This window comes from Bacteroides sp. RCH18 (assembly GCF_058231005.1).
Genome location: NZ_JBIPTC010000002.1, coordinates 1,330,755 through 1,350,513, shown reverse-complemented (window position 1 = coordinate 1,350,513; position 19,759 = coordinate 1,330,755). Strand labels below are relative to the sequence as shown.

Below are 19,759 nucleotides of genomic sequence, written 5' to 3'. Positions count from 1 at the left end.
AAAACGCATTATCAATAAAACGTACTGCTGATAAAACGTATTTGTGGTCAGTTGAACAGACGTATTGCCGTTTTACCAGCAATACGTATTACCAACAAAAGTCCGAAGAAGCACCTTTTTCGGGCTTTTGTCGTATGCTTTTAAGCCAAATCCAAGAAAATCTTACGTGAGTCACGTGTGAGTTGTCAATCCGTCTTGTTTGTATTGCCGAATTTTGCGCCAGACAAACATTCGACAATCATAAAGCAATATGTGCCTATGGACAAGAAAAATACAGAAAAGGAGGAGTTTATCCGTGTGGGTACGACCCTCTATAAGTTAGTGAACCAGCCCCGTTTGAACGGAGGCTATGTGAAGAAACGCATCGTGTGGAACAACGAGACGCTACGGCAGGACTACGGCAAGGACTATCTCGCCACTGTGCCAAAGTATGACGGCTTTTGCACCGTCCCCGACCATGTGGGCTACCGTCCCGTGGTGGACAAGTTCCTGAACCTATACGAGCCTATAGAGCACCGCCCGCAACAAGGCGGGTTTCCCTGTATCCAGTCATTGGTGCGCCACATCTTCGGTGAACAATACGAGTTGGGCATGGATTACCTGCAACTGCTCTACCTGCAACCTGTACAGAAACTGCCTATCCTGTTGTTGGTGTCGGAAGAGCGCAATACAGGTAAAAGTACGTTTCTGAACTTCCTGAAAGCCGTGTTTCAGAACAATGTCACGTTCAACACCAACGAGGATTTCCGCAACCAGTTCAATTCCGACTGGACGGGCAAACTGCTCATTGTGGTGGACGAGGTGCTGCTCAACCGAAGGGAAGACAGCGAACGGTTGAAGAACCTCAGCACCACACTCTCCTACAAGGTCGAAGCAAAGGGCAAAGACCGTGACGAGATAGCCTTCTTCGCCAAGTTCGTGCTGTGTTCCAACAACGAGTATCTGCCTGTCATCATTGACGCTGGCGAGACACGTTATTGGGTGCGAAAGATAAACCACCTGCAATCTGACGATACCAATTTCCTGCAAAAACTGAAAGCGGAAATCCCGGCTTTCCTGTATCATTTGCAGCACAGGATGATGGCAACGAAAAAAGAAAGCCGGATGTGGTTTGCTCCGTCATTGCTGCATACCGAAGCCTTGCGGAAGATTATCCGCAGCAACCGCAACCGTCTGGAAATCGAGATGTGCGAGCTTATACTCGACATCATGGACGGTACAGGCACGGACACGTTCTCATTCTGCTATAACGATGTTCTTCTTTTACTGGTACACTCACAGGTAAAGGTGGAAAAACACCAAGTCCGGAAAGTGATACAGGAATGTTGGAAACTCACTCCTGCATCCAATACGCTTACCTACACCACCTACCAAGTGGACTGTACCCGTGAATGTCACTATTCGCCCATACGGAAAACCGGAAGATTCTATACCGTGACAAAAGAATATCTGACAACTCTCTGATTATTTTGATGAAATGATGAACAAGCATATAACCATACTGAAACATACAGGTTTATATTCTCATCAGATATTCATCAAAAGTATTCCGATGATGAAAAGGAGAAATGGGACTGACACACCATGCCCGTCACTATCAATGATGAATTTCTCTTTTGGCGAGTACTTTGATGAAAGGATGATGAATATGTATTATGCTGTCATTCTATAAAATGATGTACGGATTCATCAGATCATCGTTTTTACATTCATCACTAAATCTATTGTAAGATTATGACTACACAAGAAGCGAAACAAATCAGAATCGCAGACTATCTGCAAAGTCTGGGCTACACGCCCGTAAAGCAACAGGGAAACAGCCTGTGGTACAAATCCCCGTTCCGGCAGGAAACGGAAGCCTCGTTCAAGGTGAATACCGACCGTAACCTGTGGTTCGATTACGGGCTGGGTAGGGGCGGCAACATCATTGCACTGGCGCAGGAACTATACGCATCCGACCATGTACCGTACCTGCTTAACAGGATAGCGGAACAGGCTCCACACATCCGTCCCGTGTCTTTCTCTTTTCACCAGCAGGCATCAGAGCCGAGTTTCCAACATCTGGAAGTGGGAGAACTCACCCATCCGGCACTGCTCCGCTACTTACAGGAACGGGGTATAAACATAGCTTTGGCAAAACCGGAATGTAGGGAACTGCACTTCATCCATAACGGCAAGCCCTATTTCGCCATCGGGTTCCCGAACGTGGCTGGAGGATATGAGGTTCGTAACCGTTTCTTCAAAGGCTGTATCGCACCGAAGGACATCAGCCATATCCGGCAACAGGGAGAGCTGAGAGAGAAATGCCTCGTGTTCGAGGGCATGACGGACTATCTTTCCTTCCTCACGTTGCGGATGAAGAACTGTCCGGCCATGCCCAACCTTGACAGGCAGGATTATGTCATCCTCAATTCCGTCTCCAATGTTTCCAAAGCCGTAGATGTGCTGCACGGGTACGGGCGCATCCATTGCCTGCTTGATAATGACGAGGCGGGAAGAAAGGCGTATTGGGAACTGGAGAGGGAGTTTGCCGGACGCATCCGCGACTTCTCCGACAACTACAAAGGACATAAAGACCTGAACGATTACCTGTGCGGCAAACGGCAGGAATTAGCCGTTAGTCCACCACCAAGAACTATCGTAAAACAGAAGAAGAAAGGATTGGGACTATGACATTCCAAACAGCAAAAACGGGAGCTGCCCGAAACTCATTCTTCAAGGATTGGGAGGTAGCAAGTTTGTGTTTCGGGTGTACCGAAACCGCTTGCTACCCACCATCCATGTTGAAGGAGGTGGCATCCCGTTGGTCTATACAGTAAAATCAGTAACGTGATAGAATAAATGAAATATGGAACAGAATAAGGAACACAAGGAACGTAACAAGGGCGGTCGCCCGAAGAAAGGGGCGACTGAAAAGCTGAGCTATCGCATCAGCGTGAAGATGGTGGCAGCCGACTACTTCCGCTTGCTGACACGGGCGCATGAGGCGGGCGTATCGCCGAGCGAGTACATGAGGGAATGTTACCGGAACGGTCATGTGCAAGAACGATTGTCTGAGGAACACGCCGGATACATCCGCCAACTCTGCGGCATGGCGAACAATCTCAACCAGCTTGCGCACAAGGCGAACGCCGGAGGCTTTCATGATGAAAGGTGGGACTGCAAGGTGGCAGTGGCAAGGATTCACGAACTCTTGACCAAGATAGAGATATGATGGCGAAAATTGTAAAGGGCAGCGACTTTAAAGGTGTTGTGAATTACATTCTTGACAAAGAAAAGAATGCCAAAGTTGTTGCATTCGAAGGCTTGTTCATGGAAAATAAAGATACTATCGCCATGAGTTTCAATACACAGTCGCAAATGAACAACAAGGTATCGAAGCCTGTCGGACACATCGCATTGAGTTTTTCAAAAGAGGATGAGCCACGCTTGACGAATCGCGTAATGGCAAGCATTGCGCTTGAATACATAGAGCGGATGGGCATCCGTGACACCCAATTCTTCATCGCTCGGCACTTCGACAAAGAACATCCGCACGTGCATATAGCTTTCAATCGCATAGACAACAACGGCAACACAATTTCGGACAGGCACGAGCGTTTGCGCAGTACCCGTGTCTGCAAGGAACTTACGCAGAAATACGGTTTGTATATGGCAAACGGAAAGGACAATGTCAAGCGTAACCGCCTGAAAGAGCCGGACAAGACAAAGTACGAACTTTACGACATCCTCAAAGCAGAAGTCGGCAGGTGTGGAAACTGGAATGTGCTTGTTGCCAATCTGAAACGGCAGGGCGTGGATGTATATTTCAGTCACAGAGGGCATACAAACGAGATACAAGGCGTTGTATTCACCCTGAACGGCTATCATTTCAACGGATCCAAAGTGGACAGGAGTTTCAGTTATTCCAAAATTGGCGCAGCTTTGCAGCGCAACAGGCATGAGGAACGTATGAGAATGGCAACCAAAGCACATGAATCGGCTACACCAAGCACACCACCCGGCACAGTACAAAGTGAGTTGTTCAACGATTCGTTGGGATTGCTGAACGGCGGTGGCTCATCTTACAACGCTGCTGATGCGGAAGCCAATCAGGAATTGGCAGAGATACTTCGTAGAAAGAAGAAAAATAAGCAAAAGAGAAGTATGAAATTATAAATCAATAATTTGCATTATATTTTTTCTCAAAAACTTCATGATTCATTTCTCCCCACGTAATCATGGCATCAAGTATTGGTAATAGCGAGCGTCCTAAGTCTGTAATAGAGTATTCTGAACGGGGTGGAAGCTCTGGGTAAATGGTTTTCAGTACCAAACCATCATCAACTAATTCTTTTAGTTGTATATCAAGAACTCGTGGTGTGGCTTCGGGCAAAGCTTTGTGAAGTTCACTCGGTCGCATGGGTGTATTGCGCAATTCGTCCAAAATACAAGACTTCCATTTGGAATCAATCAAACTCATTGTAAGACGTAACGGACAACTTAAATCAACAGGTATTTTTCTTTCGTACATATTGTAATTCCTTTAATACTTTGCAAAGGTAAGTATAATTATCTAATTTAGAGGATACCGAATAATTTTTCGGTATATGAATAATTTTTCGGTACTTGTGTATATAGGCGTTACACCGTAACTTTGCAAACGATTAATAAAAACAATAAAAACATTATGAGAGATTCTATTAAAGAATATGAGGCAGTACAAGAAGCTGCTATGAAGTTTGTAAAGAGTGTGGCAGAAGGCGATAGCAAGTATGCACGCGAGTTATTTACCGATGACGCTGTTCTATTCGGTTTTCTTGATGGAGAGCTGGAACATGGTTCCATTGAACAGTTCTACCATAATGTAGACACTATCAGTGGCGGTGAAGCATTTAAGGCGCGTATTGATGTGGTGGCAGTGGAAGAAACACTGGCGGTTGTTCGTGTTCTTGAAGAGGGTTGGGGAAATCGTATTGATTTTACAGACTATCTGCTTCTGCTGAAAATCGGTGGTGAATGGAAGTGTGTAGCCAAAGCTTATAATCAAAATTCAAATACGATACAAAAGAAATAGGAACAATGAGCAAGAAAATTGTCATATTAAACGGAAGTCCACGTATGAAAGGGAATACGGCAGGACTGGTGGAAGCTTTCAAGCAAGGTGCGGAAGAAGCCGGACATACAGTGGAAGTTTTTAATTTGCAGCGGATGGACATTCATCCCTGTCTAGGGTGTTTAGGTGGGGGAGGCGATTCGAAAAGTCCTTGCGTGCAGAAGGATGATATGGCAAAGATATATCCGTATTATGAAACGGCGGATGTATTGGTGTTGGCTTCACCGATGTATTATTGGAGCATTACGGCACAACTTAAAGCCGCTATCGACCGCTTGTTTGCCGTTACTGAAAAAGACCCTGACTATCATACCCCAAAACGACATTGTGTATTGCTTATGGCAGCAGAAGGCGACACTCCTGATAACTTTGAACCAGTAGAGCATTACTATCATGCACTGCTTCATCATCTTGGTTGGGAAAATTTGGGAGAAGTATATGCCGGAGGTGTTATGCTGATTGGTGATATTGCCGGACACCCTTCATTAGATAAAGCATATTCATTAGGCAAAAATATCTGAAGCTATGAAAGTATTATTGATAAATGGCAGCCCTCATAAAGATGGCTGCACATTTACAGCATTGAATGAAGTTGCACAGACTCTGCGTAAATATAATATTGAAACAGAAATGTTGTATCTTGGGAACAAGCCGATTGCCGGATGTATCGCTTGCATGAAATGTTTTGAAACAGGACATTGCTTCCGTGACGATGCTGTGAGGAAGATACAAGACAGACTTGCCGAATTTGACGCTATCATACTTGGCTCTCCGGTATATTACAGCCAGCCTACCGGACAGATTACCTCATTCTGTCAGCGGCTGTTCTTCTGTAAAGAAGGAGATATGGCTGGAAAACTCGGAGCTTCTGTGGTTTCTTGTCGTCGTGGAGGAGCTTCAGCTACATTTGAGCAACTAAACCAATATTTCACCATATCTAATATGCCTGTTGTGTCATCGCAATACTGGAACTCTGTACACGGTTTTACTACTGAAGATGTCCGCAAGGATAAAGAGGGATTACAGACCATGCGCTCTCTCGGAGAGAATATGGCATGGTTATTAAAAAGCATGGAAACGGCAAAGCAACATGGCATAGATAAACCTGTATATGAGGAAAGATTGCGTACTCATTTTATACATGATTAAAAATAAAAAGAACAATGAAGACATTTTCAATATCGCTAATGACTTGTTGTATAGCAATGCTATTTATGACCAATTTAGTGTCAGCTCAAAATGTGAAAGAGCCTTGTAAAATACAAAAACAGTGTATTTCGAATTGTCAGTCAAATCCAGAAATGGCAGGAATAATTAAAGCCATTGAATATTATGTTGAAGGTGGAAGAAAAGGTAACAGTAAAATCACGGCAAAAGCTTTTACAGACAAAGCAACGATGTCTTGGTCTGAAAACGGGCAAATAAAAACTGTTCCGGTCAAAGTCTTATATGACATAGTAGATAAAAGCGGTGCATCAACAGCAAACTATAGATTGTTAGATTGCAATATAGATCAAAGTGTCGCAATAGTTAAGATCCAATCCCAATTCGGCACTCAGGAATACATTGATATGTTTACACTGGTGAAAAGTATTGACAACTGGGTGATTGTTAGCAAAATTTATCGTGTAATAAATTGAGTAAAAAAAAATAAAATGATTTATCAGATCTCACAATAAAAATGCTATTATAGTTCAAGATGTGAAATCTATACATAATATTATTGCTTTTGGTTATTTGCTGATAGTATTGTTTATATATGGTATAGCCAATACTTGGTATAAAGAATGGCAAGAAATAAAAACGTGGGAGTCTAATAGTCGAAAAAATGAAGAATTACGAAAGGAGATAAGTGACATCCATATACTACTGATAGAGTTTTTTCTATTGGGTGAAACTATATTGGAGTGGAATGAAGAAGAACTGGAGCATTACCATAACCAACGAATGGCAATGGACGGTAAGCTGTGCCACTTCAAAGGAATTTATCATACAGAACGCATTGACAGTGTACGCCATCTTCTTGAAGATAAGGAACGGCAAATACGCTTGATTGTACAGGTACTTGATGAGCAACAAGCTCTCAATGAGAAGATAGCCCGTCAAGTACCTGTAATCGTACAGAAAAGCGTACAGGAACAGCCCAAGAAACCGAAGCGAAAAGGGCTCTTGGGCATTTTAGGGAAGAAAGAGAAAGCCAAACCTTCCGTGATTACCACGATGCTCCGTTCGCTCAATCGTAACATGATTGCCGAACAACAATCGCAAAGCCGCCGTTTGCTGGAATACGCTGATAGCCTTGCAACACGGAACGCAGAACTTAACCGGCAGTTGCAAGGCTTAATTCGCCAAATAGAAAGTAAAATACAAGCCGACTTGCAAATGCGGGAAGCCGAGATAACCGCCATGCGTGAGCAATCCTTTATACAGATAGGGGGCTTGACAGGGTTCGTTCTTTTGCTACTGATTATTTCGTATATTATCATACATCGTAATGCCAACCGTATCAAACGGTATAAAAAAGAAACGACAGACCTAATCGGGCAACTGAAACAGTCTGTGGAGCAAAACGAGACACTGATTGCCTCTCGCAAGAAAGCTGTGCATACCATTACCCATGAACTGCGCACACCGCTGACAGCAATAACGGGCTATGCGGCACTGATGCAGAAAACTTGCAGCGCGGACAAAACCACCTTGTACGTGGACAATATCCGGCAATCCTCCGACCGTATGCGTGGGATGCTCAACACGCTGCTGGATTTCTTCCGTCTGGATAACGGCAAGGAACAGCCCAGCCTTTCCCCATGCAGGATTTCATCAATCACGCACATTCTTGAAACAGAGTTTGTGCCTATTGCCATGAACAAGGGATTGTCCCTTACCGTTACAGACTGCACGGATGCCGTTGTCCTGACCGATAAGGAACGCATTTTGCAAATCGGGAATAATCTTCTGTCAAATGCCATCAAATTTACCGAGAGCGGTGGCGTATCCCTGACAACGGATTATGATAACGGTATATTGAAATTATTTGTCGAAGATACAGGGACAGGCATGACCGAAGAGGAACAACGACGGGTGTTTGATGCGTTTGAACGCCTTTCAAATGCCGCTGCGAAAGACGGCTTCGGATTGGGTTTGTCCATCGTGCAGCGTACCGTGGCAATGCTCGGCGGAACAATCAGATTGGAAAGTGAGAAAGATAGAGGCAGCCGTTTTACGGTGGAAATACCTGCACTGGTTACCCAAGAACAACAGCCACAACAGACAGTCAGGAATTATATCCGCAACAATGAGAGATACCATGATGTTATCGCTATCGACAATGACGAGGTATTGCTCCTTATGCTAAAAGAAATGTATGCCCACGAGGAAATACATTGTGATACCTGCATTGATGTGGCGGAGCTGATAGAACTGATACGGAAAAAGGAATATAGTTTACTTTTGACGGATTTGAATATGCCGGATATAAACGGCTTTGAGTTGCTGGAACTGTTGCGCTCGTCCAACGTGGGCAACTCAAAGACAATCCCGGTAGTAATAACAACCGCTTCGGGCAGTTGCGACAAGGAGGAGCTTATGGAACGTGGATTCGCCGGTTGCCTGTTCAAGCCGTTTTCCATATCGGAACTGATGGAGATTTCAGACAAATGCGCCATAAAAGGCAACCAAAATGAAAAACCGGACTTTTCCACTTTGCTGTCCTACGGCAATGAATCCGTCATGCTGGAAAAACTGATAGCGGAAACAGAAAAGGAAATGCAGGCTGTCAGGAACGCGGAACAGCGAAAAGACATGCAAGAACTGGACACCTTGTCACACCACCTGCGAAGTTCATGGCAGATACTCAGAGCCGACCAGCCATTAAAAGAGCTTTATAACCTGCTTCATGGAAGTGGCTCTCCAGATGACAAAGCGATAGGCAAAGCCGTGACCGCCGTATTGGATAAAGGTTCGGAAATCATACGGCTGGCAAAAGAGGAAAGGAGAAAATACAATGGATAAGACAAAAATCACAGTGGTGGAGGACAATATCGTCTATTGCCAGTTTGTCTGCAACCTGCTGGCACGGGAAGGATTCCGTACCGTGCAGGCCTACCGCCTCTCAATGGCAAGGAAACTGTTGCAGCAAGCCACGGACGAGGACATAGTGGTATCCGACCTGCGTCTGCCCGATGGTGACGGCATCGACCTCTTGCGGTGGATGCGCAAAGAAGGCATGATGCAGCCGTTTATCATCATGACCGATTACGCTGAAGTGCATACGGCAGTGGAAAGCATGAAACTCGGCTCGCTGGACTATATACCCAAACGGCTTGTGGAGGACAAACTCGTGCCGCTGCTCCGCACCATCCTGAAAGAACGTAACACCGGGAGAAGCCGTATGCCCGTGTTCTCCCGTGACGGTTCGGCATTTCAAGACATTATGAAACGGATAAGGCTGGTTGCTCCTACCGATATGAGTGTTCTTATATTCGGTGAGAACGGTACGGGCAAGGAACATATCGCCCACCACCTGCACGAAAAGAGCAAACGGGCAGGAAAACCGTTTGTTGCTGTGGACTGCGGTTCACTCACCAAAGAACTTGCGCCCTCGGCATTCTTCGGACACGTCAAAGGCGCGTTTACGGGTGCGGACAGCACCAAGAAAGGATATTTCCATGAGGCAGAGGGTGGCACGCTGTTCTTGGACGAAGTAGGAAACCTCGCATTGGAAACCCAACAGATGCTGCTGCGTGCCATACAGGAACGGAGATACCGACCGATAGGTGATAAGACGGATAGGAGTTTCAACGTCCGCATCATCGCCGCCACCAATGAGGAATTGGAACAGGCGGTCATTGAAAAACGTTTTCGGCAGGACTTGCTGTATAGGCTGCACGATTTCGAGATAGTAGTTCCGCCTTTGCGTGACTGTCAGGAGGACATCATGCCTTTGGCTGAGTTCTTCCGTGAGGCAGCGAACAAAGAACTGGAATGCGATGTTATCGGTTTTAACGGAGAAGCCCGTAAAACATTGCTGACCCATGTTTGGCCGGGCAATGTCCGTGAGCTTCGACAGAAAATCATGGGTGCGGTGTTACAGGCGCAGACCGGACTTGTCACGAAAGAACATCTGGAGCTTGCCGTGACGAAACCGACTTCACCCGTCAGCTTCGCCCTGCGTAACGACGCGGAAGACAAGGAGCGTATCCTACGTGCGTTGAAGCAGGCGAACGGGAACCGCAAGGTTGCCGCCGAACTGCTCGGGATAGGACGTACAACGCTGTACAGCAAGTTGGAAGAGTATGGGTTGAAATACAAATTCAGGCAATCATAGCCGGAATTAACTGAAATATAGGTAACGACTAAACCGGATATATTCATCGAAGATAAGAAACGTCCTATGATAAAAAATCATGGGACATTTTGATATGTTTTCGATTTTTATTGTTACTTTTGCATCAAGACGAGTGACATTGACAGCAACTCACAGCAAAGCGCAGAAATAAATACGGTTGCCAATTCGTTACCTCTATTTTAACCTTTCTCTTAAACCTCTTATAAATAAAGAGGTTATAAAAGACTTCCAGAATTACGATAATTTTCCGAATAAACAGCCTCTAAAATAATACGCGCCTATTTTTTTAGAAGCACAGGACATAAAAAAGATTCGATATCATAGCGATTCCATTTCTAATAATACTATATTTGTATATTGTTATCTATAATCTATCAACAGGAAAATATTTGAAATACAAACCATAAAGTAAATTTAGTATTATGAAAAAACTACTATTCTATTTATTCATTCTATGCAGCACTTCCATAGTTGCTCAAAATGGAATTACTTTTGAAGTTGAACAACTCTCCAAGCCCGAAAAATTATATCCCGTGGCTTCCCCTGATGAAATCTACAGATATCTGATGCTATCTGACAATGAATCAACCATTCGAATTACAGAAAAAGACATCTGGAAACCTCCATTTAATGTAATAGCCAAGAGTGAATCTCCTGACAGTTTATTATACTTTGGGTATAATTCTTTTTTCTGCGGTATGTATCAGGCTTATGCAGATCATAGGCCGTTCGTTTTATCTCCGGATATGATTTGGCTACTGATTAATCAAGGTTTTGCCCAACATGTGAATGCCAACCATGAGTCTTTGAGAAAATATTTTGTAAATTTCTCCGGAAAGGAATCTTTAATTGTACAATCCAATAAGAAACTGAAAGACCCGAGTCTTTTATGGGAAGAAATTTTCCCGCAGTTTACGGAACAGATAAGAAAAGAGGTAGGAGGCAATTTGGTTGAAACACTCACTTGTAATTTCTCTACAACGACCTCTTTGGAAAAGACTGTTTCTGAAATAACAATAATGGAAACGGTGAAATCATACTTCGAGTTTATCACCATAATGATTGTTTGCGGTATTCCGGAAATCACGCTTGAAGGGACACCACAAGACTGGGAAAAAGTTTTAAATAAAGCCAGAGGACTAAAAGAATATAAACTCGAATGGTGGATTTCACAACTTGAACCTCTTTTGGAGGAGTTTGTGAAGGCATCAAAAGGAACAATAAACCAAGAGTTTTGGCGCAATATGTTTAAATGTCATTCGCCAAAGTCATGCGGAGCTCCCGAGACTTTTGATGGATGGATCATTAAATTCTTTCCTTACGACAATGAGGGGAAAAGAAATAATCTAAAACAGATTGTGGGTCGTAAAAAGCTTCCGAGCGAAATAGTAAAAGTTGATTTAAAGTATATTGAAGCTTACAATGACACCGTAATTGAAACACCACTGGAGTTGTGGTCCGGTTTCATCGGACTCAAACAAAACAATGAGAATTTTGCACTGAGACCACAAATTGGCTGGATGGTCAAAAAGAAAAACACAGACAACACCGGACTCATAAACAGATTGAAAGCCGATGCCAAAGGCAGGGGTATCAACCTTAGAGTGAAAGAGTTCCCTTCCGTCCTGCTGAAACTTGAAGAAATAAAACAGTTGGAGCTTACCTTTATTAATGAAATTGATATACCGGACGAACTGTCAAAAGTAAAAATCGAAAGGTTGAAGTTATCCGGCAGAATTACTAAAGAAGAGATGCAACGTATCAAAACTTTATTTCCCAATACCGACATTAAGATAAACGGAAGTAGAATATAACAAAAATATTACCGAGTAATTCACAGAAACATAAAAGAAATAATCAGGATTTCATATAAATAAAAAATAGGGGCTGAATTCTGCATTGAGAATTCAGCCCCCGCTATTTAATCTACCTAGAAAACAAACCTATATTTATTCAAGCCGAACCCTCATATCTACTACTGTCGGCTCTACAAAAGACTGACTACCACCGGTTTCACCACGCAAACCATTATTGGAAGTTGCGTCATTATGATTCGGCGACTGATCGAGTACATACCACACTCCGTCCCGTTGTTCGATGTCTTCTCCATTCAGCTTCCAGTAACCGACCAGACCATCTGAACCAGAATCGACAAACATCATATTTTCACGAATCTGATTCGCAGTACGGGCTACCGACCATAAACGGACTTCACTCATAAATCCGTTCCATTTACGGTATCTGTCATAGTCATAAGCATAACCGATACAGAAACGTTCGTTCAAGTCGAATGTCAGTGAGCCTACCGTCTTTTCTGCTATTTTCTCTCCATTGAGATAGAGAGTAGCCATTCCCGCAGAAGCATCGTAAGTGAACGCTACATGATACCACTGATTCAACAGGAATATGGATACATCGGGCATCTGAAGTGCAACACTTCCGGCCATTTGAAGCTCGTTATCAGGATGATTCAAGTCACCGGTACGCATAATCAAAGTACCTTCATTGCCCATAATGGTGCCCAGATTCTTCCAACGTTCGGCATAAACCAATGCTTCGTAGGTGACAGAACCCATTGTTTTATAAGCAGTCGGCAGACGTACATCAAGCCAGCCCGGATTAATACGGTATACTTTATCAATAATAATTGGTTTCCTTACTACAATATAAGTAACGCTCGAACTGCTTATCTTTTCAATGTCCGTACTGTTCACTATTACGGGCAGAATATACGTTACCCCGTCTTCCCCCTTGGTAATGTTCTTTACCGACAATCCGCAGGGATCAGCATACAGTTCGCCTGCTTTAATGGTCGAAGAAGTTCCTGTCATTTCATAGTTATCAGTCGCCAGAAGCTGTCCGGTCGTCCCGTGTTTATGATTGTAGTCATCCACAAGGTCCTGCCCTCCTACCTGATAGTTCACATTTACATTACTCTTTACCATAGTTGACAATCGCGACACCAATTCGCACTCGTAGGTATCCGCTTCAACTTCCACTCTTATCACATTACTTTCAAAGTAAAGTTTCGGTTCCAACAGATCGCTTTCGCTGTCGTTGCAACCCACACTAGAGAAAGACAATGCAACTAGTGCACCTGCATATAAGATTTTGATACGTTTCATTGCTGTTCTGTATTTTCATTAGATTGATTGTCCATATATTCCTGATAAGCCTGCAGATTGATCTGTATAGCATGACGCACAAAATTGTAATCACGGGCATTATCATAGTCATTATCAAGTCGGAAAGCACCGACGCCACCTTTCGGACCATTGACATGGTTATAAGCAGCCTGAGTCAAAAGTACACCACCGGTAGTCCAGGATGACTCAAAGTTCTCTGTAAAGATGTGCTTACGATAGTCATAATACTCTCCACACCAGCTTTGCAAGGTACTCACTCTTCGGTCGAGATTGGAGTCGCCATACGCCTGAGTGATGAAATAGTCAAAATAAGGAGCAGATTCTTTGTTAGAGTTCCATATTTCACCGTCAATCATAAAATAGTAATACTTACCATTCGGACGCTCGGTTGCCATCGGACCAAAGTATTTTCCTATCTCTTCTACCAGATAATGCAGAAACTCACCACGCGGACCACCCCTGCGGTCTTTCAGACTGCCTACGTATCTTCCGCCGTCACCACCATTATCGGGTTCCCAGTCAATGTCCAGACCATCATAATCAGTCGCAACAATCGTGTCTACCAATGCTTTGGCATAGCGTTGAATGGCTGCGATATGGTCTTCAGCACCTTTCTCCCCACTGGTAAATCCCCAATAAGCTTCTGTTGCCTTATTGACCAGTTCCGTGATTTCCTCACTGGAAGCATTCGGGTTTTCCGCCTGTACTTTTTCTGAAACGGAAGCAGGCGTAATACCAGTTCCAATATTATGCAGAATGTAACAAACCGTGATCTTACCGCCTTTCTTCTTTTGGAAAATCTCCTTATCAGCCAGTTTCGCTTCATTCAAGCCGAATGGACCACTCCACATCGATACCATGTCGATGCTGTCTGGCAAAGAAGCCAGATATCCTTTACGAATAGGTCCCTCGGGAGACCAGTTGCTGAACCATCCGAAGAAAATGGGACGTCCGTAATCCTTACTGGTTGCCTTCCATGCACGAAGATCGGCATAATACTGTGCACTTTCTTCATTGTCCATCGTGTTGTAACCGCCGATATGTTCAAAGTCCTTGCTCTCTATATCGACACACGACGCAATCATTATCCCTATAACAGGAAGTATATATAATAATCGTCTTAACATTTTCATATGAATCATAGTTTAATAGATTTTATTTTTACAATCCCACCACAACTGAGTAGTTGCTTTGTCTTTATCAAGACCGCCCAAGAGCTTCAATGCTTCTTCATAATTAGCTCTATCCTCTGCCGACTGATAGAAACTTACAGGATACACCATACGACGAATACCACCTTCACGAGTAACGCCCTGTCCGCGGTTGGTCTGCACCTGATTCAGTTTCGGATAACCGGTTCTTCTCCACTCAGTCCATGCTTCGTGACCGTTCGGATACAATGCAATCCACTTCTGAATCATGATCTTCTCCAGTTTCTCTTCCGTTCCACCGCTGAAGGCAGGTGTCGCAGTAGTAGGAGCCGCAGCATTGTAACTGTAATAGGAGGCTCTCATATTATGGGCAATCGGAGTCAATCCGGAAGCCAGATAGTCGTCTACAGACGAACTGATACCATTTTCATCAAAGGACGTGGCAACTCCTTGTTCGTACAGTGCTTCCGCATCACCAAATTCGCTTCCCCATCTCAACGCAGCCTCAGCTCTCAGGAAATAAACTTCGGAAGCACGCATCCAGTAAGTCGGAGTGTTCGAGGTAATATTGGGCTTGGAGAAATCGGTATAAATCGTATTTTGCTGATTGGCATTGCCGGGAGGCACCGCCTGATAGTTTTTCCCGTCAAAAGCCGCTACCGCATACGCACTGGGAGAAGCTTCAAAATAAGCACTCAGACGCGGGTCCTGATAACCCAACAAATAAGAAAACATGGAAGAGCCCATGCGACACTCATTATACTGATTGGCCAGCCACTCGATGTTGTTACGAAAGACCATTCCGGCTCCGGTACTCATCTGGGCTTCGTCTGATTTCGAAGTCATCACTCCAAATGTATGATTCAAAGCCTGGCGGGCATATTTCTGTGCTGTCGTTTCGTCCGCATAACTGATACGCATTGCCAGACGCAACATCAGTGAATTGGCGTATTTCACCCATTTTCTCGTATCACCGGCATATACGGCATCATAATCGGCAACAATGGTTGCCCCTTGTTCCGCCCTCACAGTCAAAATGTCGATAGCGGCCGTCAGATCGGCAAACATAGCATTGAATGCAACTTGCTCGCTGTCGAAAGGTATCACCAGTGCAGGTTCTCCTGCATGGGTGTAAGGAATGGGACCGAAAGACTCAAGCGTTTTATGCCATGCAGATATCTTTAGAATCTGAGCTAAAGCAAAGATTTCCGGTGTTTCGGTCTTTTCGGATTCTTGTTTTATCTTTTTCCAGGAAGACAGCAGTGTCGTATATGAATTGGTATAAGTAGCCGCCACCCAATTGTCCTGCAAGTAATAGGTAGTATTATTACTGCCGCTATACCAGTTATTGTTCTGTCCGAAAAATCCGCTCCACGAATCGGCTGACAGATTATATGCAACCTGATACTGGTTGATGGCATCCGTATCGTCAGCCTGAGTTCCTACGGTGACTACAGCTCTTTGCATCGCTGTTACAGCACCTCCGACAGCAACACCATCTCTTATGCCCATTTCGTCGGTCATCTCGAACGGATTGGTGTTTAACTCTTCGAAGTCACAAGCAGTAAAGAGCGACAAAGCGCAAATTCCTGCTAATAGTTTATATTGATTTATCTTTTTCATGGGTCAGTTATAATTTAAATTTAATACCGAAACCGAAACTTCTCACACTCGGCTGCATAAAATAGTCATTACCTTGACCGTAAGTTCCTACGGACGGAGTCAGTTCCGGATCGTGCGGAGCTTTGCTATAGAGCATCCAGGGGTTATTGGCAATGAATGACAAAGTAACATCTTTCAGTACATTCTTAAACCAAAGGTCGGGGAACCTGTAACTCAAAGTCAGTTCTTGCAGACGGATATTGGTTGCACTATATACATAATATCCGGAAGTGGTATAGTCGCCCGTACCTATCAGCTGATAATACGACTGTGCATCCACTCTCCCTTGTCCGGGCAGTAAGACACCGCCTGCATCGCGTGCTTCGGCAGATGCTTTGGATACTCCGAAGCGATCGAGAATAGCTTGGGTAGAGGAAGTTACCACACCACCAAAACGTCCGTTAATCAGGAAGCTGAGTCCGAATCCTTTGTATGACAGCGAGTTGCTCCATCCCAGGTTAAAGTCCGGTGACGTCTTGCCCAAGAAAACGGGTTCACCTTGTTCGAGTCCGTACGAACCGTCTTGCTTGATTTCAACATACCCCTGACTGTCTTTCTTCAGGAAAGTATTGGCATATATATCGTTGATGCTGCCACCGACTTTTAATATAACGCGTCCATTGTCTTTCCTTACTTCCGGCACGTTGATAGGCTCGGGACTCATGTCGGTACGATAGTTTTCCACCATTTCTTTGATTTCGTTGACATTGCGCGAGAAAGTCAGATTGGAGGAGAAGCTAAAGTCCCCGAAGCTGTCTCTGTATCCCAACGATGCTTCCCAACCGTGATTTTGTACATTACCAGCCTGCAAATAGATTTGTTTGTAACCCGAAAATTCCGGCAAATCGCCAATAAAGGTCTGATTGTATGTATTCGATTTATAGTAAGTAACTTCGGCACTCAGCTTATTCCATAAACGTACACTCAATCCCAATTCATAAGAACGGGTACGTTCTGCCTTGAAGTCAGTAAAAGGATAGATACCTGTGGGAGCCAGTGCACCACCGACAATCGGAGTGGTCACAGTTCCCGGAGTAAGTCCCGACTGGGATACCGGAGAACCGACTTCCGTATATGATCCGCGTACCTTTAAATAGGAAATGAACTCAGGCAGTTTCACCATTTCAGAGATAATGCCGGACAAACCTACCGAGGGATAGAAGAAGGATTCTTCGCTGGTGTTTACCAACCGGGAGTTCCAGTCATTACGACCTGTCAACGTAAGATAAAGCATACTTCTCCAACCCAGTTCGACGTTGGCAAAGATAGCGTGGTTACGTACGCGGCTGTCACCTCCGTCTTCCGAGATACGACCGTTGGAAGGGTCGATGTTGCTGGCGGCAAACAGGTTTGTCACTCCGAGCAAGGTTCCTTTGTAGCCTCTTGCCAGCGACCAGTAGTTAGAGTAGCTATAACCCAAGTTGGCAGAAATATTAAAATCGTTGAACTGCTTGTTGATGTTCAACATAAAGTCGGCATACTCCTGACGGTCTTTGTAATTGCTGTAATCATACAGACCTTTCTTTCCTTCGGCAAATTTCTGATCGGAAGTAGCATAAACCTTACGTTCAAACTGAACATGAGTATCGTCCATACGATAACGTCCGGCAAGATTCATCCAGTCGGTGATCTTATAGCTCAGACCGACATTAAACATATAACGGCTCTTCTCGTTCGTTGCGATGTTGCGGTAAGCAGTCCAGTAGGGATTCTGCGAACCGTAGGTTGCATCGGCAATCGGCCAATACTGTATCGGAATATTGCGGCTCTGATCATAACGCTCGAAAGTCTTGATATCTTCGAAGTCTTCTCCACGGGGGAAAAGGTAGGCAGAAATCACCGGATTCCAGTATTGTCCCTGCGATACCATGTTTTTATCTTCCTGTTTCACATAGGACGCGCCTAAATCCAACTGCAATTTATCATCCAGAAAAGTGGCTGTATTGCGAATGGTGAAGTTCAGACGGTCATAAGAATTGTTGGGAACAATACCTTTTGAATTGGTGGATGAAACCGAAGCAAAAGTTTGATTCTGCTTTGTACCGGTAGACAAGGTCAACGAGTTGATAAAGTTGGTTCCGGTGTTGAAGAAATCACTCTTAGGATCATACGAATTCGGACGGGCCAGCTTGTCACCCCAGCTTTCGAACATACCTTCTTTATTTCCATACGTGTTCTGGAATTCGGGCATCATATACGCTTTGCTGAATTCGGATGAAGAAGAAAATGATATCTGTAATTTACCTTCCTGCCCTTTCTTCGTAGTAATCAGGACGACACCATTTGCCGCACTACTACCATACAAAGCAGCCGCCGAGGGTCCGCTCAGGATAGAGATGCTCTCGATATCTTCCGGATTGAAATCAGCAATACCTTCCGTTCCGGCTTTGCCTTCACCCATGATACCACTATCTGTGTTTCCCATATTAGTATTAAACAAAGGGATACCGTCTACTACGTACAGTGCATTGTTGTCGCCTTCGATAGATTTAGCGCCACGCATAACGACACGCGTCGCACCACCGACACCACTACCACTCTTGTTGATACTTACACCGGCTATCTTACCATTCAGTGAATTGATGAAGTTGGCGTCTTTAATGCCGGTTATATCCTCGCTTTTTATCTGCTGCACATTGTAAGACAGCGCCTTTTCTGCCCGCTTGATACCCAATGCCGTCACGACCACTTCGTCCAGCACTTCCGTATCTTGTTTCATTGTAATCGGGTAAAAGTCCTTATTGGAAACAGCAATCAGTTGAGTTGCATATCCTATATAAGATATTTTCAAACGGGCATTACCGGGACTTTTAATCGAAAAGTTTCCATCAAAGTCCGTAATCGTCCCTGTAGAACTGCCGTCCACAGAGATATTTACTCCGATCAGGGGTTCACCATTCTCATCGGTTACTTTCCCTTTGATATCTTTGACAGATTGCGTAGCTGCCGGTTTCTTCTCTGTAACTATAATATAATTACCTTGAATCTGATAAGAGAAACCTGTTCCTTTCAAGATTGCGTCGAGTGCAGTAGCCACCGATACGTCTTCCAAGTTAAGATCGGCTATTTTCTTTCCTTTCAATTCGGAATCACTATAATTTATAGACATCTTCGACTGTCTTTCCACAGTTTTCAATGCATCTACTACAGTGATATCTTTCTGCTGGATAGTAATTTTACTATCACTTTGAGCAAAAGCAAGGGTCTGCATCAATAATAGACCTAAAAAAATGAGAAAGACTCGCTTTTGAACAACATTATCTGCTCTTTTTTCGTAAATTTGTAGCATCTTTTTAGTATTAGTTAATTGGTTATTATTCTATGATCAATTGAAATAGCGTCGAGATACGCTAATATT

General features: G+C 44.1%; 16 protein-coding genes. 11 read left to right on the top strand and 5 right to left on the bottom strand.

Annotation, left to right across the window (positions count from 1 at the left end; all coding sequences use genetic code 11):
• The first annotated feature begins 258 nt into the window (after positions 1 to 258).
• The 4 genes from ACHLI0_RS20405 to ACHLI0_RS20390 all read left to right on the top strand — a co-directional run bounded on the left by ACHLI0_RS20405 (position 259) and on the right by ACHLI0_RS20390 (position 4,158).
• On the top strand, positions 259 to 1,464 hold the full coding sequence (locus ACHLI0_RS20405) for a primase-helicase family protein (RefSeq protein ID WP_490748377.1): 1,206 nt from the start codon (positions 259 to 261) through the stop codon (positions 1,462 to 1,464).
• 270 nt (positions 1,465 to 1,734) lie between these two features.
• The gene (locus ACHLI0_RS20400; RefSeq protein WP_490748378.1) at positions 1,735 to 2,673 is read left to right on the top strand and encodes a toprim domain-containing protein; all 939 of its coding nucleotides are present in this window, start codon (positions 1,735 to 1,737) and stop codon (positions 2,671 to 2,673) included.
• 175 nt (positions 2,674 to 2,848) lie between these two features.
• Complete coding sequence (locus ACHLI0_RS20395; protein ID WP_490748379.1) at positions 2,849 to 3,214, top strand: MobC family plasmid mobilization relaxosome protein; 366 nt, start codon at positions 2,849 to 2,851, stop codon at positions 3,212 to 3,214.
• Positions 3,211 to 4,158, top strand: a complete 948-nt coding sequence (locus ACHLI0_RS20390) for a relaxase/mobilization nuclease domain-containing protein (protein ID WP_490748380.1) — start codon at positions 3,211 to 3,213, stop codon at positions 4,156 to 4,158. Before ACHLI0_RS20395 ends, ACHLI0_RS20390 begins: the two co-directional genes overlap by 4 nt.
• A 1-nt stretch (position 4,159) precedes the next feature.
• Here the strand turns inward: ACHLI0_RS20390 and ACHLI0_RS20385 are convergent, their stop codons facing one another.
• Complete coding sequence (locus ACHLI0_RS20385) at positions 4,160 to 4,513, bottom strand: winged helix-turn-helix transcriptional regulator (RefSeq protein ID WP_281862578.1); 354 nt, start codon at positions 4,511 to 4,513, stop codon at positions 4,160 to 4,162.
• 156 nt (positions 4,514 to 4,669) lie between these two features.
• Here ACHLI0_RS20385 and ACHLI0_RS20380 point away from each other — a divergent pair, with 156 nt between their 5' ends.
• The 7 genes from ACHLI0_RS20380 (at position 4,670) to ACHLI0_RS20350 (ending at position 12,256) form a co-directional block, all read left to right on the top strand.
• Complete coding sequence (locus tag ACHLI0_RS20380; RefSeq protein WP_490748381.1) at positions 4,670 to 5,056, top strand: nuclear transport factor 2 family protein; 387 nt, start codon at positions 4,670 to 4,672, stop codon at positions 5,054 to 5,056.
• Positions 5,057 to 5,061: 5 nt separating this feature from the next.
• Positions 5,062 to 5,616 (top strand): flavodoxin family protein, encoded by a 555-nt coding sequence (locus tag ACHLI0_RS20375; protein WP_490748382.1) that lies wholly within the window; start codon positions 5,062 to 5,064, stop codon positions 5,614 to 5,616.
• Between the two features lie 4 nt (positions 5,617 to 5,620).
• Complete coding sequence (locus tag ACHLI0_RS20370; protein ID WP_281862581.1) at positions 5,621 to 6,244, top strand: flavodoxin family protein; 624 nt, start codon at positions 5,621 to 5,623, stop codon at positions 6,242 to 6,244.
• Between the two features lie 14 nt (positions 6,245 to 6,258).
• Complete coding sequence (locus ACHLI0_RS20365; RefSeq protein ID WP_281862582.1) at positions 6,259 to 6,735, top strand: nuclear transport factor 2 family protein; 477 nt, start codon at positions 6,259 to 6,261, stop codon at positions 6,733 to 6,735.
• Between the two features lie 61 nt (positions 6,736 to 6,796).
• On the top strand, positions 6,797 to 9,106 hold the full coding sequence (locus ACHLI0_RS20360) for a hybrid sensor histidine kinase/response regulator (protein ID WP_490748383.1): 2,310 nt from the start codon (positions 6,797 to 6,799) through the stop codon (positions 9,104 to 9,106).
• Entirely contained in the window at positions 9,099 to 10,421 is a 1,323-nt protein-coding gene (locus ACHLI0_RS20355) for a sigma-54-dependent transcriptional regulator (RefSeq protein ID WP_490748384.1), read from the top strand. Before ACHLI0_RS20360 ends, ACHLI0_RS20355 begins: the two co-directional genes overlap by 8 nt.
• 443 nt (positions 10,422 to 10,864) lie before the next feature.
• Positions 10,865 to 12,256, top strand: coding sequence for a DUF4419 domain-containing protein (locus ACHLI0_RS20350; RefSeq protein WP_259012660.1), 1,392 nt, complete (start codon positions 10,865 to 10,867; stop codon positions 12,254 to 12,256).
• A 135-nt stretch (positions 12,257 to 12,391) separates the two neighbouring features.
• Here the strand turns inward: ACHLI0_RS20350 and ACHLI0_RS20345 are convergent, their stop codons facing one another.
• From ACHLI0_RS20345 to ACHLI0_RS20330, 4 genes are read right to left on the bottom strand one after another with little or no spacing between them, the layout of a single operon-like run.
• Positions 12,392 to 13,567 (bottom strand): DUF1735 and LamG domain-containing protein, encoded by a 1,176-nt coding sequence (locus tag ACHLI0_RS20345; protein WP_054959470.1) that lies wholly within the window; start codon positions 13,565 to 13,567, stop codon positions 12,392 to 12,394.
• Complete coding sequence (locus tag ACHLI0_RS20340) at positions 13,564 to 14,721, bottom strand: glycoside hydrolase family 18 (RefSeq protein WP_414202748.1); 1,158 nt, start codon at positions 14,719 to 14,721, stop codon at positions 13,564 to 13,566. Before ACHLI0_RS20340 ends, ACHLI0_RS20345 begins: the two co-directional genes overlap by 4 nt.
• A 12-nt stretch (positions 14,722 to 14,733) precedes the next feature.
• Complete coding sequence (locus ACHLI0_RS20335; protein WP_414202747.1) at positions 14,734 to 16,362, bottom strand: SusD/RagB family nutrient-binding outer membrane lipoprotein; 1,629 nt, start codon at positions 16,360 to 16,362, stop codon at positions 14,734 to 14,736.
• A 7-nt stretch (positions 16,363 to 16,369) separates the two neighbouring features.
• A complete protein-coding gene (locus ACHLI0_RS20330; protein ID WP_195381199.1) occupies positions 16,370 to 19,690 on the bottom strand; it encodes a TonB-dependent receptor in 3,321 nt (1,106 codons plus the stop codon).
• Positions 19,691 to 19,759: the final 69 nt, after the last annotated feature.